Source organism: Hydrogenophaga sp. PAMC20947 (genome assembly GCF_004795855.1).
Classification (GTDB): domain Bacteria; phylum Pseudomonadota; class Gammaproteobacteria; order Burkholderiales; family Burkholderiaceae_C; genus Hydrogenophaga.
Window position 1 is genome coordinate 4,444,218 of sequence record NZ_CP039252.1, and the last position, 15,660, is coordinate 4,459,877.

The 15,660-nt window shown below is 63.5% G+C and carries 14 protein-coding genes; 10 read left to right on the top strand and 4 right to left on the bottom strand.

Features of this window, described 5'->3' with window-relative positions; translation table 11 throughout:
- Nucleotides 1–74: 74 nt before the first annotated feature.
- Nucleotides 75–1,502: an NAD(P)/FAD-dependent oxidoreductase gene (locus E5678_RS20270; protein WP_136180200.1), complete on the top strand. Its 1,428-nt coding sequence runs from the start codon at nt 75–77 to the stop codon at nt 1,500–1,502.
- A gap of 51 nt (nt 1,503–1,553) precedes the next feature.
- Here E5678_RS20270 and E5678_RS20275 read toward each other — a convergent pair whose 3' ends face one another.
- Both E5678_RS20275 and E5678_RS20280 read right to left on the bottom strand, forming a co-directional pair.
- A complete protein-coding gene (locus E5678_RS20275) occupies nt 1,554–2,777 on the bottom strand; it encodes a saccharopine dehydrogenase NADP-binding domain-containing protein (RefSeq protein WP_136180201.1) in 1,224 nt (407 codons plus the stop codon).
- 34 nt (nt 2,778–2,811) lie between these two features.
- The gene (locus E5678_RS20280) at nt 2,812–5,331 is read right to left on the bottom strand and encodes a PAS domain S-box protein (RefSeq protein WP_168708621.1); all 2,520 of its coding nucleotides are present in this window, start codon (nt 5,329–5,331) and stop codon (nt 2,812–2,814) included.
- A 290-nt stretch (nt 5,332–5,621) separates the two neighbouring features.
- Between E5678_RS20280 and E5678_RS20285 the strand changes: the two genes are divergently transcribed.
- From E5678_RS20285 to E5678_RS20300, 4 genes are read left to right on the top strand one after another with little or no spacing between them, the layout of a single operon-like run.
- Nucleotides 5,622–6,314: a TetR/AcrR family transcriptional regulator gene (locus tag E5678_RS20285; RefSeq protein ID WP_136180203.1), complete on the top strand. Its 693-nt coding sequence runs from the start codon at nt 5,622–5,624 to the stop codon at nt 6,312–6,314.
- Nucleotides 6,311–6,523, top strand: a complete 213-nt coding sequence (locus tag E5678_RS20290; protein WP_136180204.1) for a hypothetical protein — start codon at nt 6,311–6,313, stop codon at nt 6,521–6,523. Before E5678_RS20285 ends, E5678_RS20290 begins: the two co-directional genes overlap by 4 nt.
- 44 nt (nt 6,524–6,567) lie before the next feature.
- A complete protein-coding gene (locus tag E5678_RS20295) occupies nt 6,568–7,053 on the top strand; it encodes a thioesterase family protein (protein WP_136180205.1) in 486 nt (161 codons plus the stop codon).
- Between the two features lie 11 nt (nt 7,054–7,064).
- Nucleotides 7,065–7,508: a signal peptide prediction gene (locus E5678_RS20300; RefSeq protein WP_247596848.1), complete on the top strand. Its 444-nt coding sequence runs from the start codon at nt 7,065–7,067 to the stop codon at nt 7,506–7,508.
- 28 nt (nt 7,509–7,536) lie between these two features.
- On the opposite strand, the gene E5678_RS20305 is transcribed toward E5678_RS20300, so the two are convergent.
- Nucleotides 7,537–7,968, bottom strand: coding sequence for an acyl-CoA thioesterase (locus tag E5678_RS20305; RefSeq protein ID WP_136180206.1), 432 nt, complete (start codon nt 7,966–7,968; stop codon nt 7,537–7,539).
- A gap of 38 nt (nt 7,969–8,006) precedes the next feature.
- On the opposite strand from E5678_RS20305, the gene E5678_RS20310 reads away from it, so the two are divergent.
- Nucleotides 8,007–9,872, top strand: a complete 1,866-nt coding sequence (locus tag E5678_RS20310) for an ABC transporter ATP-binding protein/permease (protein ID WP_136180207.1) — start codon at nt 8,007–8,009, stop codon at nt 9,870–9,872.
- Between the two features lie 162 nt (nt 9,873–10,034).
- Here E5678_RS20310 and E5678_RS20315 read toward each other — a convergent pair whose 3' ends face one another.
- On the bottom strand, nt 10,035–11,657 hold the full coding sequence (locus E5678_RS20315) for an acetyl-CoA hydrolase/transferase family protein (protein WP_136180208.1): 1,623 nt from the start codon (nt 11,655–11,657) through the stop codon (nt 10,035–10,037).
- A gap of 106 nt (nt 11,658–11,763) precedes the next feature.
- Between E5678_RS20315 and E5678_RS20320 the strand changes: the two genes are divergently transcribed.
- From E5678_RS20320 to htpX, 4 genes are all read left to right on the top strand, one after another.
- On the top strand, nt 11,764–12,690 hold the full coding sequence (locus E5678_RS20320; protein WP_136180209.1) for a LysR substrate-binding domain-containing protein: 927 nt from the start codon (nt 11,764–11,766) through the stop codon (nt 12,688–12,690).
- 51 nt (nt 12,691–12,741) lie between these two features.
- Nucleotides 12,742–13,791 carry a dihydroorotase gene (gene pyrC, locus E5678_RS20325; RefSeq protein ID WP_136180210.1) on the top strand — a complete coding sequence of 350 codons (1,050 nt, stop codon included), beginning with the start codon at nt 12,742–12,744 and terminating at the stop codon, nt 13,789–13,791.
- A 103-nt stretch (nt 13,792–13,894) separates the two neighbouring features.
- Entirely contained in the window at nt 13,895–14,626 is a 732-nt protein-coding gene (locus E5678_RS20330) for a DUF3025 domain-containing protein (protein ID WP_247596849.1), read from the top strand.
- 113 nt (nt 14,627–14,739) lie between these two features.
- Complete coding sequence (gene htpX, locus E5678_RS20335) at nt 14,740–15,609, top strand: protease HtpX (protein ID WP_136180211.1); 870 nt, start codon at nt 14,740–14,742, stop codon at nt 15,607–15,609.
- The last annotated feature ends 51 nt before the right edge of the window (nt 15,610–15,660 follow it).

Sequence of the window (15,660 nt, forward strand, 5' to 3'; positions counted from 1 at the left end):
TTAATTTGCTCGGTACTTGTCGGTACCGTGCGGCCATGCGCTGTTCTAAAAATCATCCATCCAGGAGACAAAACATGACAAAACAGGCGACGGACTACCTGGTCATCGGCAGCGGGGCAGTGGGTCTGGCTTTTGTCGACACCTTGCTCGACGAGGCTCCCAATGCCCACATCACCATCGTGGACCGACACGGCAAACCGGGCGGGCACTGGAACGACGCCTACTCGTTCGTGGCACTGCACCAGCCATCGTCTTTTTATGGCGTCAACTCCTTGCCGCTGGGCAGCGACCGCAAGGACGTGATGGGGGTGAACAAGGGCTTTTTCGAGCTGGCCTCCGGGCCCGAGGTCAGTGGCTACTTTGAGCGGGTGATGCACCAGAAGCTGCTGCCCAGTGGCCGGGTCAACTACCACCCCATGAGCGACTATGTGGGCGAAGGCCGCTTTGTTTCGCTGTTGTCGGGCGCAGCCACCGAGGTGGAGGTCCGCCGGCGGGTGGTGGACGCCAGCTACTTCGGAACCCAGGTGCCGTCGACCCGAAAGCCCAAATACAGCGTTGCCGAAGGCGTGCGGGTGGTGCCGCCCAATGCCTTGCCCGACCTGTGGCAGCAGCCAGCGGCCTTGCCCCGGCACTTCGCCATCGTGGGCGCCGGCAAGACGGCGATGGATGTGGGCGTGTGGTTGCTGCAGTGTGGCGCACATCCCGACGGCATCAGCTGGGTGGTGCCGCGCGACTCGTGGTTGATCAACCGCCAGTGCGTGCAACCCGGATTGGAGTTCTTCAAGGAAGTCATTGGGGGGCAGGCCGACCAGATGGAGGCTTTTGCCGCCGCCTCGTCGGTGGACGATCTTTATGCGCGGTTGGAGGCTTGCGACCAGATGCTGCGCATCGACCCCGAGCAGCAGCCTTCGATGTTCCACTACGCCACGATCTCCAAAGCCGAGGTGGCGCTGTTGCGGCAGATCCGCCAGGTGATTCGCAAGGGCCATGTGCAGGCGATCGAGGCCCAAGGGCTGACGCTGGACGGTGGCTTTGAAGCCATGCCCGCCGAGACCTTGTACATCGACTGCACCGCCTCGGCTGTGGAGCAGCGGCCACCCCAACCGATCTTCCAGGACCACAAGATGGTCTTGCAACTGGTGCGCGCGCCGCAACCCACTTTCAGTGCCGCGCTGATCGCTTATGTAGAGGCCCATTTTGAAGGGGATGCGCGCAAGAACCAGCTGTGTATGCCGGTGCCGTTCCCGACCAACCTGGCGGGCTACCTGGGGTCCACTGCGGTCAGCATGATGAACCAGGTCAGCTGGTCGCAGGACGAAGCCTTGCGCGCATGGGTGCGCAACAGCCGCCTGGACGGTTTTGGCAAAGTGATGGCCTCTGCCGACAAGGCCAACGCCGAACACCAGGCCATTCTGGGGCGCATGCGCAGCGTGGCCAAGGCCGCCATGGGCAATGTGCAAAAACTCATGGTGACGGCCCCGGTATCGCCGGCGGGGCGCTGAAGCAATAGATCAGCGCCCAAGCGTGTCGTGGGCGCTGCCTGGGTGCTGGCGTCAGTCGGCCTCGATGGCGAAACTGAGGCCAGCCCGGGCCTGCAGCCGGTTCAACAAAGGCAAGCCCATGGCAGCACCTGGGGTCCAGACGCCACCGGGTGCCATGGTGTGGTCCACTTCGCGGATCAGGCACAACGCGCTCTCGGCGATGAGCTTGCAGGTCGAACCGTAGCCTGGATCGCGGTCGCCCTTGACGCGGGCGCGCAGCACCTGGCCGCTGGCGGTCTGGCCCGCGAAAACCAGGTCGTACAGGCCCGACTCGCGTTGCTGCAGGCTCGGGCCTTCACCCGGCTTGGGCAGTACAAAGCGCCGGATCAGAGCCCGGGTGGGCGCGATGGCGAGCAGGATGTTCTGGATGCGGTCCTTGCGGGCACTCTTCTTGGCACGCAGCTCGCCCTTTTCACCTTTGCCGGTGAGCATGCGTTCGCTGTAGAGGAAGTCGGTGCCCCAGGGGTGTCCGCGCAGGGCGTTGGTGCGGTGCACGTTCTTGGTGTTGATGGGCGCCATCACAAAAGGCGCGGTCCAGCTTTGCACCAGTTCGTCCCATTCGGCCACGCTGTCATCGGGCTGCCGCGGGCCTTTGAATCCGGGCACCAGTGCGTAGGGGTTGCCCAAGGTTTTGATGAGCGATTTGTCGCGGCCCACAGCCTCCATGGTGGCGAGCAGGCTGGCAGCGGTTCCACCCGAAGGTCCGCCCTTGATGGCCTTGACCCGACCATGCACGCGTTTCAACGGTTCCCCGAAACGTTGCTGTGCTTCGTTCTGCAGAAACAGCACGCCCAGGTCAAACGGGATGGAGTCGAATCCGCAGGAAAACACGATGCGCGCGCCGCTGGCCGCAGCGACCTTTTGCAACTGGGGGATTTTCTGGGCCATCCAGCCCGGTTCGCCGCACAAATCCACATAGTCGGTGCCGGCTTCTGCGCAGGCCGTGACGAGTTGATTGCCCACGAGCTGGTAGGGGCCCACGGTGGTGATGACCACGCGGGTCTGGGCCACCAGTGCCTTGAGCGCAGCCGTATCGCTGGCGTCGGCCACCAGCAGCGGCAACGCCGCATCGATGCCCAGCTGATCACGCACCTGCCGCAGCTTGGCTTCGCTGCGTCCGGCCATGGCCCAGGTGACTTCGCGCCCATCGCCGTAGGTTTTGTGGAGGTATTCAGCGACCAGCCGGCCGGTGAACCCGGTGGCGCCAAAAACGATGATGTCGTAGGGTTTTTGCATGGCGAATGTTGCCACGCCGTGGCCGCAAAATCCGTCATTCAGGCGACTGGTGGGGGGGGCCGTGTGGCGTCGCAGCCGCTCCAGGGTGCAAGGTGAAGCGGAACACGGCGCCTTCGCCCGGTTGTGCTTCGGCCTCAATCTGCCCGCCATGGCGCTGGATGACCCGCAGCACCGTGGCCAGTCCGATACCAATGCCCGGGAATTCTTCGTGCCGGTGCATGCGCTGGAAGGGCTGGAAGAGTTTCCCAGCATGCTTCGGGTCAAACCCGGCGCCGTTGTCGACCAGGCAGAACCAGGTCACCCCCTGGCGCTCCTGGGCAAAGAAACGGACGTTGGGGCGGGCCGTTTTTCCGGTGTATTTCCAGGCATTGCTCACCAGGTTGCTCACCACCACATCCAGCATGCGGGTATCGCCCTCCACAATAAGACCGGGCTGGACCTCTATCCGAACGCTGCGTTCAGGCTCGGCCGCCGCCAACTCACCCAGGCGCCTCTGCACCAGCTCCGACAGGTTGACGGGCGATACCGCCAGGTCATGGCGCGCGCTGTGGGTGAGCGTGAGGATGCCCTCGATCAGGTTCTTCATGCGCATGATGGCCGAACCAATCTTGTCCAGGTGGTTCTGGGCATCGGCCGGCAGTTGGGCGCCGTGTTCTTCGCGGAGCAGATGCAGGAACCCGTCCATGGCCCGAAGCGGGGCCCTGAGGTCGTGAGAAACGGTGTAGGCGAAGCTGTCGAGTTCCTGGTTGGCCTGGGTCAACTGGGCCGTGCGTTCGGTCACCCGCCGTTCCAGTGTGTCGTGCAGTGCGCGGATCTCGGCTTCGGCGCGGTTGCGTTCGGTGAGGTCAATGGCATAGACCAGACGGGCCAGCGGCTTGCCCTGTGCATCGTGCACCACGGTGATGTCGAGCAAAACCGGGAATCGGCTTCCATCCTTGCGAAAATGCTCGCATTCGAGCGTGAAGTGAGGCCGCTCCTGGAGCTGCGAAAGCTGCTCTTTGATGCGAGCGTGGCTTTCTGGCGGCTGGATCCGTGAGGTGGGCATGCCCAGCAACTCTTCGGGGGAGTAACCACGGGAACGTGCGAATGCAGGGTTGACCGCCAACACGGTATCAGTGGTGGCATCCCCTATCGCCAGGTCGAGCTCGGCGTATTGGAAGGCGTCGGCCCAGAGCCTCAAGCGGCTTTCGGTCATGCGTTTGTCGGTGAGGTCGACGAAACTCGACAGCATTCCATCGGGCAACAGAATGCCCAGCACCTGCACGACTTTGATCTGACCGTCCTTGGCCGTGATGTGAAACTCACCTGAGCGCAGTGCCCGCCTGCCGAGCTGTTGTTCATCGTTGGGCATGCCCCAGATGCGGGCCACACGCTGGCGATCTTCGGGGTTGGGATAGGCGCGCTCCATCCAGACCGACAAGTCGGGTACATCGGCCATGGTGTAACCAAACAAGGCTTCGAACTCCGCGTTCTGGGCCATGATTTTTCCTTGGCGGTCGGTCAGCCGCATGCCGATGGGGGAATTCTGGAACAGGCTCTGGAAGCGCGCTTCACTGGCTTGGTCGTGTTTCACGGTCTCGTCCAGCAGTGTCCTGGCTTCCCGGACTTCGTGGATGTCGAGTTCGTCTGTGGCGGGGTTTATCTGCGTCAGGGAGGCCATCGCCGTGTGCAGCCGCCGGCTCCCTGACCAGCCGACGAAAACACCCATGCCGGTGGTGATCAACAGCAGCAAACCCAACGCACCACCAGTGGCCAGCAGCGGCGGGAGACGCTCATCGCTTGGAATTTGCAGCTTGACCGCCCATTGTGTGATCGTGGACGGCACCACCACTTCGCCGGCAACGCCTTGATCCGTTGCTGGGTCGAAATTCGCGGGTTTTCTCTGTGCCAGGGGTTGGCCGCTGCCATCAGCCAGCGTCAAGGCCCAGCCCGGCGGCAAGGCAAATTCGTCCAGAAATGACTGAAACGTGGACACCTCGACGGGGCTGACCACCGCATGGGTTGCACGACCGTTTCGCACGCTGGCCACGGCGACAACCACCACGGTTCGCTGGGTGATGGCGCTGGTGACCGCATCCCCAACTGCTGGCCTCAAGGTTTGCAGGGCGGCTGGCACCGCTTGAAAGCCCTTAGGCTTGGGAATGGGGGGCAGAGTTGAGCCCCAGGGCGCCAGCGTATTGATTTGCATGGCATAGGGCGGTGTGGCGTCCAACACGACGAAATCCATCCCCAACTGCGTTTTCAGCGCATTGGCTTCCTGGTAAAGCTCGGACCTTTGGTCTGGCGAGTCCAGGCGAGTCGACTGGGCGAAGGCGGTGAGGGCGTTGATGCGAGCCTGCAGCTTCTGGTCCATAGCCTGAGCGAAATTGCTGGCAATGCTTTGCGCTTGAAGGTCTTGGGCCGCCTTCGTTGAGGTCACGTTGTCGTACGCCAGCCAGCCGGCCAGCAACAGCAATGGCAGCGCGGTGAGCAGGTACAGGCGCAGCAGGTAGCGCTTGAGCGAAATGCCACCCGGCGTCTGGATTGGCTCAGGGGGACGAGTCAAAGGTTCCATGCAAGGGTGGCGAGTGCTTTTTCGGGATGCCCGTGTGGGATACCTAGGGGTTGGGGTTGGGGTTGGGCCAAATGATCCTACCGGATTGCGCTGTTGGGCGAAGCCGGGAAAACGCTGGGAAGGTGTGAATTCTGGCCAGGAAAAGGCTTTGTGCCGGCCAGGATGGAAGGGTACTGGGCCCGAAGTTGCCTGCGCAATTGAAGCCCGAGGGGACGGTCCCGGGGGAGGGTGATTCATTTTTGCCAAGCATTTGCTTGCTGAAAATAGACAGGGCTGCTATCGTTTCGGCGATGACGAACGCCTCCCCGGTTGAAACCAAGCCCGCACGCCCCCGGGGTCGCCCCCGCAAGACCGCCGATGAGCGCGACGGTGGCAATCGCCGTCGCGAACTCCTGTTGGCTGCCGCACACCTCTTTCGCCACCAGGGTTTTGCCGCCACCAGCACGCGCGACATTGCCGCCGCAGCGGGCATGCAGGCGGGGTCGCCGTTTTACCATTTTGAGAACAAGCAGGTGCTGCTTGCGGCCGTGATGCAGGAGGGCATGCACAGCGCTTTGCTGCGCCAGGCTGCGTCGTTGGCACCGCTGACCGAGCGCCACCCGGCCAAGGACCGTTTGCGGGCACTGGTGCGTAACCACTTTGAGGTTTTGCTGGGCGACCACAGTGATTTTGTCCCGGTGATGCTCTATGAGTGGCGGGCGCTGGACGCCACACAAATGGAGGCGATCACCGCGCTCAAAGACCGGTACGAAGCGGCCTGGGTACCTGCGCTGCAACAGCTGCACGCCAGTGGCCACCTGGCGGGTGACCCCGGCCTGGTGCGCTTGATGATCTTCGGCGCCATGAACTGGTCTGTGCAGTGGTACCAGGTGCCGAGTGCAGCGCGGAATTCCCATGCAAATTCCATCCACCAGCGTCACCTCGCTACGCTGGATGAGCTGACCACCACCGCGTTGATGCTCTTTCTGAAGACGCCCGCATGAGCGCACTTTCGGCGCCTTTCCCGGGCACCTGCCCAACGGGGGCCGACGCCATCATCCGGGGCCCCGGGCTGATCGGCACCGGCGCTGGAGCGGGTTCAGCTGCCGGGTGCTGCGCGGTGTTTTTGCTGCCCCGCATTCAGACGCAGGCCATGCACCGCGGCTCCCTGGCGGCAGGGGGGCGTGTGGCGTGGAAAATCGCCCGGCGATAGGCCCATTGACAACATGAAAAAACGGCTTGCACAACATTCAACTTATGACCACCAAAAACCTGCCTTTGCCCATTGACTTTGAGCCCGAATTTGTCGCGGGCCTTAAACACATCTTTGAAGAAAAAATCGTGTTCAACAAAGTGCTGGGACTCACGATCACCAGCCTCAAGGCCGATCAGGTGGTGGCCACCATCGCCATGAAGCCCGAGCTGATTGGCCATTACGCACACAACCGCCTGCACGGGGGTGTGATCAGCGCCGGGCTGGACGCCATGGGCGGGCTCGCCTGTATGGCGGCCATCGGCGCGCGTCACATGGACGAGCCTCCCGAGCAGCGCTTGTTGCGGTTTGGCAAGCTGGGCACCATTGATCTGCGCGTGGACTATTTGCGGCCTGGTGTCGGGGCGCATTTTGAGCTGCGTGCCGTGGTGATGCGCCTGGGCTCGCGCGTGGCCTCCACGCGCATGGAGTTTCTGGGCGCGGACGGCACATTGCTGTCCTGTGGCTCGGGCGCCTATATCGTGTCTTGAGACCGCCACCCATGCACCAACACACCGGGGCGGGGGCCGGGCGGGCAGGTCCGCGATGGCCTCGCCTGTGGCGGCTCTGGTCGTTGTTCTGGGCGTCGCCATATTCCTTGCTGGGCTTGCTGCTGTGCGCCCTGGGTTGGCTGGTCGGCGCGCGAATGCGGCGTGTGAACGGCGTTCTGGAAGCCACGATGCCATCGAGCGCTGGCGTGGGCGGCTGGCGTCAGTGCCTGCTGTTTTCGGCGATCACCCTGGGCCACGTGGTGATCGCCACCAATGACCGGGAGCTGGAGCGGCTGCGCGCCCACGAGCGGGTGCATGTCCGGCAGTACGAGCGCTGGGGCCCGTTGTTTGTCCCGGCTTACCTGTTGTCCAGCTTGGCGCTGTGGCTGCGCGGACGCGACCCCTACTGGGACAACCCGTTTGAGGTAGAGGCGAGGCGCCTGGGCGGCGGCTGAAGCCGCGATGGGTGGATAAATGCCGCTGTCACGGCGGCGCGATGGGTACGGCCCGGGGGATGGGTTGGGGCTTGCCAAAATCGTCAATGGCGACATAGGTCAAACTCGCCTCGGTCACCTTCACGTACGCGCCCTGGGCTCGGAAGCGCTCCGCAAACACCTCCACCTGCACCGTGATCGAGGTGTTGCCGATGCGCTCGACATGGGCAAAGAAGCTCAGGATATCGCCGACGCGCACGGGTTGTTTGAAGATGAACTGGTTCACGGCCACCGTGGCCATGCGCCCCTGCACGTGGCGCGCCGGCAGCACCGATCCGGCCAGGTCCACCTGGGCCATCACCCAGCCGCCAAAAATATCGCCGTTGGCATTGCAATCGGCGGGCATGGGAATGACCTTGAGCACCAGCTCGCGGCCAGCGGGAAGGGCACTTTCGGGGCGGGGGCTGGATTCGTCGGTCATAGGCACAATGGAAGATCAACAGCCCGCCATTGTCCTGCATGCGCTCCTCTTCTGCTTCACCCCACTCCGCCAACACCCAGACCGCTGCCGAGCGCGCGCGGGAAATCCAGGGACGCCGCTCCGATTGGGAGACCCTGTCGCGCCTGTTTCCCTACCTGTGGGAGTACAAATGGCGCGTAGGCGCTGCGCTCGCCTTCATGGTGGGGGCGAAAGTGGCCAATGTGAGCGTACCGCTGCTGCTCAAGCAGTTGGTCGATTCGATGACCATCAAGCCGGGCAGCGTGGAAGCCCTGCTGGTGGTGCCTGTGGGCTTGCTGGTGGCCTACGGCGGGCTCCGATTGTCGACGTCGCTGTTCACCGAACTGCGAGAACTCATCTTCGCCAAGGCGACCGAGGGGGCGACGCGCAGCATTGCCTTGCAGGTGTTTGGCCACCTGCACAACCTCAGCCTGCGTTTTCACCTGGAGCGCCAGACCGGCGGCATGACCCGCGACATCGACCGTGGCACGCGGGGTGTGCAGTCTTTGATCTCGTATTCGCTCTACAGCATCTTTCCCACGCTGATTGAAGTCACCATGGTGCTGGTGCTCCTGGGCACGAAGTTTGACATGGGCTATGTCTGGATCACGCTGGGCGCCCTGGTGCTGTATGTGACCTTTACCGTGAAGGTGACCGAGTGGCGAACCCAGTTTCGCCGCGAGATGAACGAGCTCGAGTCGGCCAGCCAGAGCCGTGCCATCGACTCCTTGCTCAATTTCGAAACCGTCAAGTACTTCAACAACGAGGCCTTCGAGACCCGGCGCTACAACGACGCCCTGGAGAAGCTTCGCCTGGCGCGCATCAAGAGCCAGACCACGCTGTCGCTGCTGAACACCGGGCAGCAAATGGTGATCGCCGTGGCCCTGGTGTGGATGCTGTACCGGGCCACACAAGGCGTGGCCACCGGCGCCCTGACCCTGGGTGACCTGGTGATGGTCAACGCGTTCATGATCCAGCTCTACATCCCGCTGGGGTTTTTGGGGGTGTTGTACCGCGAGATCAAACAGAGCCTGACCGACCTGGACAAAATGTTTGTCTTGCTGGAGAAAGAGCGCGAGATCGCCGATGTGGCGGGTGCTGCGGAACTGGTGCTGGACGGTCCACCCGCCGTGAAATTTGAAAACGTGCGGTTTTCCTATGACCCTGAGCGTGAGATCCTGCACGGCGTGAGTTTTGAGATTCCAGCCGGGAAAACCGTGGCCGTGGTGGGGCCGTCGGGCTCGGGCAAGTCAACCCTGGCGCGCCTGCTGTACCGCTTCTACGATGTTTCGAACCATGACGATAAGGGGCCCCAAGGCGCCGGTCGCATCACCATCGCCGGGCAGGACATCCGGGAGGTGACCCAGACCAGCGTGCGCCAGGCCATTGGTATCGTGCCGCAAGACACGGTGCTGTTCAACGACACCATCGAATACAACATCCTCTATGGCAGGCCTGACGCCGGGCACGATGCGGCCGTGGCTGCGGCCCAGGCGGCACACATCCACAGCTTTATCGAACGCTTGCCCAAGGGCTACGCCACCATGGTGGGTGAGCGGGGCTTAAAACTCTCGGGTGGCGAAAAGCAGCGGGTGGCCATTGCGCGCACCCTGCTCAAAAACCCGCCCATCGTGATTTTTGACGAAGCCACATCGGCCCTGGATTCCGCCAACGAGCGGGCGATTCAGGCGGAGTTGCGCAGCGCTGCCCGCAACAAGACGTCGCTGGTCATCGCGCACCGGCTGTCCACCGTGGTGGACGCGCACGAGATCCTGGTGCTGGTGAACGGTGAAGTGGTTGAGCGCGGGCGCCACGCGGATCTGGTCACGCGGGTGGATGGGGTGTATGCGGGGATGTGGGCTTTGCAGCAGTCTGGCGCTGACTGACCGAGTTGCGTTGGCCTCGCGCTGCTCACGTCTGGAGGGGGGGTGAACTCGCTTCGCTCAGGCAACGCCCGCCCTGATCCGCCCGCCGCTGTGCCGCACAGCCACACGGCCCAGTGATGGAGTCGGGAACGGGGCAGAGCCCATGCATCCCCTTTGCCCCTTTTAGTGGGCCTGACTCAGTGCAGGCGCTTCTGCGGCATCCTTTGTGGCTTCTGCCCTGACGGGAAGCTCCGTCTGCACCGGCCGCATCTCGCCGAAGTTCTCGTACCGGCTGTGCCACGAAAGGGCTTCGTCCAGCAGGTGAGGCGTGTGCATGCCGCCATGGCCCGCCCGGGCGTTCGCTTCGCTTCGTTCGACATAGTTGAGCAGCGCAGGGCGGAAGTCCGGGTGGGCGCAGCGTTCGATGATCAGGCGTGAGCGCTGGCGTGGAGACAGGCCGCGGAGATCGGCGATGCCTTGTTCGGTCACGAGGATCTGCACGTCGTGCTCGGTGTGGTCCACATGGCTGACCATGGGCACGATGCAGGAGATCTTGCCGCCTTTGGCGGTGGATGGCGTCATGAAGATCGACAGGTAGGCGTTGCGCGCGAAATCGCCGGATCCGCCGATGCCGTTCATGATGCGCGTGCCCATCACGTGCGTCGAGTTCACGTTGCCATACAGGTCGGCCTCGATCATGCCGTTCATGGCGATGATGCCCAGCCGCCGGATCACCTCAGGGTGGTTGCTGATTTCTTGCGACCGCAGCACGATGCGCTCGCTGTAAAACGTCTGGTTGGCGAGGAATTCTTCCATGGCCGGCGCCGACAGCGACAGGGCGGTGGCGGAAGCCACGTCCATCTTGCCCGATTTGAGCAGGGCCAGCATGCCGTCCTGCAGCACCTCGGTGTAGCCCTGCAGGCCATTGAACGGACCCTCGTTGAGACTCTCCATCACGGCGTTGGCGATGTTGCCCACGCCCGACTGCAGGGGCAACAGCTCTGGTGGCAAACGGCCTTGTTCGATCTCCTGTTGCAAGAACGCCATGAGGTGCCCCGCGATGCGTTGCGAACACGCATCGGGCGCAGCGAACCGGGTGTCGCGGTCGGGCAGATTCGTCTCTACGATGGCAACCACTTTGGTCGGGTCACAACGCAGGTAGGACTCGCCGATGCGTTCACCCGCGTGCGTCATCGGGATCGGCTTGCGGTGCGGCGGGCGCTCCGTGCCGTAGTAGATGTCGTGCATGCCTTCCAGGCCCAGGGTGTGGCCATGGTTCACTTCCAGGATCACCTTGTCGGCCTGGTCCAGCCAGGTCTTGTTGTTGCCCACCGACGTCGCCGGAATCAGTCGGCCGTCTTCCAGAATGCCGGCAACTTCAATCACCGCCACGTTGAGCTTGCCCAGGAAACCGAACCACACGTATTGCGCCACGTGCGAGAGGTGGATATCGATATAGGCCATTTCGCCGCTGTTGATGCGCGCGCGGCAGACCGGGTCGGACTGGTAGGGCAGCCGCATGTTCATGCCGTCCACCTGGGCCAGCGCGCCATCCAGCTCCGGTGCGGTGGACGCGCCAGTCCACACCCCGATGCGGAATTCGCGGCCCGCATCGTGGTGGGTCTGAATGTGTTGAGCGAGGGCGAGCGGGATGGCCTTGGGGTAGCCCGCGCCGGTGAAGCCGCTCATGCCGACATGATCGCCGTGCTGGATCAGGGCAGCCGCTGTTTCGGCCGACATCACTTTCTGGCGCAGGCCGGGATGGGCGATGCGGGACCGTGGGAGGACGGGCGGATTTTGGGTCATGGTGAAGTGAGGGTAAACCCTATGTTTCTCCGGATGGTACCCGATCGCGGTGCTCTTCAGGTGTGCAAATGGCACGGCTTTTGCCCGGCGCGCATAATCCGCCGGCATGGAAACCAAATGGTTAGAAGATTTCGTGAGCCTGGCTGAAACCCGCAGTTTCAGTCGGTCGGCGCAATTGCGCCATGTGACGCAACCGGCCTTCTCACGCCGCATCCAGTCGCTGGAGGCCTGGGCCGGTACCGATCTGGTGGACCGCTCGTCCTACCCCACCCGCCTCACGCCCGCCGGCAAGACGCTGTACGAGCAGGCGCAGGAAATGTTGCAGGCGCTGCAAAACGCCCGGGCCATGTTGCGGGCCCACACGGCGGCCGCGCAAGACGTGATCGAGTTTGCGGTGCCCCATTCACTCGCGTTCACCTTTTTCCCCTCCTGGTTGTCCGGGTTGCGGGAGGATTGCGGGCCGATCAAAAGCCGTCTGATCGCGCTCAATGTGCACGACGCCGTGATGCGCCTGGTGGAGGGCAGTTGTGACCTGCTCATCTCTTACCACCACGCGGCGCAGCCCATCCAGCTGGACCCCGACCACTACGAAATGCTCCACCTGGGTGACGAGCTTTTGTCGCCCTATGTGCGCCCCGACGCCCATGGTGCCCCTCGCTATGTGCTGCCCGGAACCGCCGCGCAGCCGCTGCCATACCTGGCCTATGCGCCGGGCGCCTACCTGGGGCGGGCAGTGGACCACCTAGTCAAACTGAGCGCCACGCCGGTGCACCTTGACCGCATCTATGAGACCGACATGGCAGAAGGTTTAAAAGCCATGGCGCTAGAGGGGCATGGTGTGGCGTTCCTGCCCGCCAGTTCGGTGCGCAAAGATGTGCAGGCCAAGAAATTGGTGCCGGCCGGCGAAGGGCTTGAGGCCGCACTGGACATCCGCATTTACCGCGAACGCCCCAATGCGCGAAAAGCCAAGCGGGCGCTGGAAAAGTTCTGGACCGACCTGCAGCGGCACCTGCTCGCCAAGTCCCCGGTCTGAGCGGTGAGGGCGCGGCGCGGGGTGGGCCGTGCCTTTTGAGACAATCGGGGCATGAACACCTCCGCCGCTCCCTCGACCCTCACCCTGACCCGTCCGGACGACTGGCACCTGCACCTGCGAGACGGCGAAGCCTTGCGCACCGTGGTGCCCCACACGGCGGCGCAGTTCGCACGCGCCATCGTGATGCCCAACCTCAGGCCACCCGTGACGACGGCGGCCTTGGCCATAGCCTACCGGGAGCGCATCCTGGCCGCCGTGCCCACCGGCATGGACTTCGAGCCTTTGATGACGCTCTACCTCACCGACAACCTGCCCGCCGATGAAATCGCGCGTGCCCGGGATGTCGGTGTGGTCGCGGCCAAGCTGTACCCTGCGGGGGCCACCACCAACAGCGACGCCGGGGTGACCGACATTCGCAAGACCTACAAGACACTGGAGGCCATGCAGCGTGCGGGCATGTTGCTCCTGGTGCACGGCGAAGTCACCAGCCCGGATATCGATCTGTTCGACCGCGAAGCGGTGTTCATCGAGCAGCAGTTGCAGCCCTTGCGCCGGGATTTCCCCGAGCTCAAGATCGTGATGGAGCACATCACCACGAAAGAGGCGGCGCAGTACGTGGCCGAGTCCGACAGTTTCCTGGGTGCAACCATCACCGTCCACCATCTGCTCTACAACCGCAACGCCATCTTCACCGGTGGCATCCGGCCGCATTACTACTGCCTGCCGGTGCTCAAGCGCGAAACCCACCGCCTGGCGCTGGTGGCCGCCGCCATCAGCGGCAGCCCCAAGTTTTTTCTCGGCACCGACAGTGCCCCCCACCCGGCCCACCTCAAGGAGCACGCCAGCGGTTGCGCCGGCTGCTACACGGCCCACGCCGCCATCGAGATGTACGCCGAGGCGTTCGACAACGCTGGCGCCCTGGACAAGCTCGAAGGCTTTGCCAGCTTCTTCGGCGCCGATTTTTACGGGCTGCCGCGGAACACCGCGCAGGTGACCCTCAAGCGCGAAAGCTGGACGCCGCCCGAGAGCTTTGCCTTCGGCGAGGCCCAGCTCAAGCCATTGCGCTCAGGCGAAGCACTGCCGTGGCGTCTGGTGGCCTGACCTGGGGCCAGTGTTGATGTGCGCAGTGGACCATGTGGATGGGTTGGGCCCTGGGGATCGGAGCCGCGTCGCATGGCCTTCCCCAGATTGGTCTCAGCCCTGGTTGGCGCCGGTAGCGGCCGATGGCGTGGCGGTTCGTGCTGCCTGCGAGCAGGGTCACCCGCTGGGCGACGCGCTGACCGACCGCGCCGCGGCAGTACCCGGGAGCCCAGCGGCAACGCTGCGGTTTGTGTCCCAGTCCGATCTGCCCGTGGGCATGGCCTACGAGCAGCACATTTTTGACACCGGGCGTGTGCCCACCCGCGAAGGCCTGCACGACTTTTTCAATGGCCTGTGCTGGATACGCTTCCCGGCCACCAAGCGCCGGCTCAACCAGTTGCAAGCGGGTGAAATCAACAGCGCCGGGGGTGTGGGGCAACTGCGGGGGCCGGTTCGCGATGCCCTGACGCTGTTTGATGAAAATGCCGCGCTGCTGCAAGCGCCCGATGCGCTGTGGCAAGCCCTGCTGCAGCGCGAATGGCAGCGATTGTTTGTGGAACTTCGACCACTGTGGGCGCAGGCCAGGCTGGTGTTGGTGGGGCATGCGCTGATGGAAAAGCTTGTGTCACCCTACAAGAGCATCACCGCCCATGTGTACCGGGCCACCGTGCCGCTCGAGCTGGGTGCCGACCTGGCTGCCTGGGACACGTGGGTTGCCGGCCAACTGGACCCCGTCAATTTGGCCACCAAGCCGTTCACGCCCCTGCCTGTTCTGGGGGTGCCGGGCTGGTGGGCGGCCAATGAGGATGCCGGGTTTTACGATGACGCTTCGGTATTTAGAGCGCCTCGTGTGTAAATGAGAAGTTTCTACCTGAGGGTGGTTCTCAAAAAACCGTTCTTGAAATCCCGGGCCACTCGTCCCCATATGATGCGCACTGTGCCCTCGGGCTATTTTTCTCTGGAGCTTCCATGAAACGCATCTTGTTGTTTGTCATGACCAACTTCGCCGTGATGGCGGTGTTGCTGGTCACCACCCGCATCCTGGGGGTGGACCGTTTTCTCACCGCCAACGGGCTGAACATGACGGCGCTGGCCGGGTTCTCGCTTGTGATCGGTTTTGGTGGAGCGATCATCTCCTTGCTGATCAGCAAGCCCATGGCCAAGTTCAGCACCGGCGCACGCGTGATCACCCAGCCGCAGACCGCCGACGAGGCCTGGATCGTGCAGACCGTTCAGCGCTTTGCCGAGAAGGCCGGCATTGGCATGCCCGAAGTGGCCATTTACGAAGGCGCGCCCAACGCTTTTGCCACCGGTGCGTTCAAAAATTCGGCTCTTGTGGCAGTGTCCACCGGATTGCTTCAGAGCATGACCAAAGAAGAAGTCGAGGCCGTGATCGGCCACGAGGTGGCCCACGTGGCCAACGGCGACATGGTCACCATGGCGCTGATCCAGGGCGTGATGAACACCTTTGTGGTGTTCCTCAGCCGGGTCATCGGCTACGCGGTGGACAGCTTCCTGCGCCGGGGCAGCGACAGCAATTCGGGACCGGGCATCGGCTACATGATCACGACTATCGTGATGGACATCGTGCTGGGCTTCCTGGCGGCCATGATCGTGGCCTGGTTCAGCCGCCAGCGCGAATTCCGGGCCGATGCCGGTGCCGCCAACTACATGGGCCGCAAGCAGCCGATGATCAACGCGTTGGCCCGGTTGGGCGGCCTCACCCCCGGGCAGTTGCCGAAGACCATGCAGGCCATGGGCATTGCCGGTGGCCTGGGCAAACTGTTCTCCACCCATCCACCCATGGAAGAGCGCATCGCCGCGCTTCAAAAACTGTAAGGCTCCGCGCCGACTGCGGCGCCGTCCTTTCTGTGGAAGGGAACAAGGCGA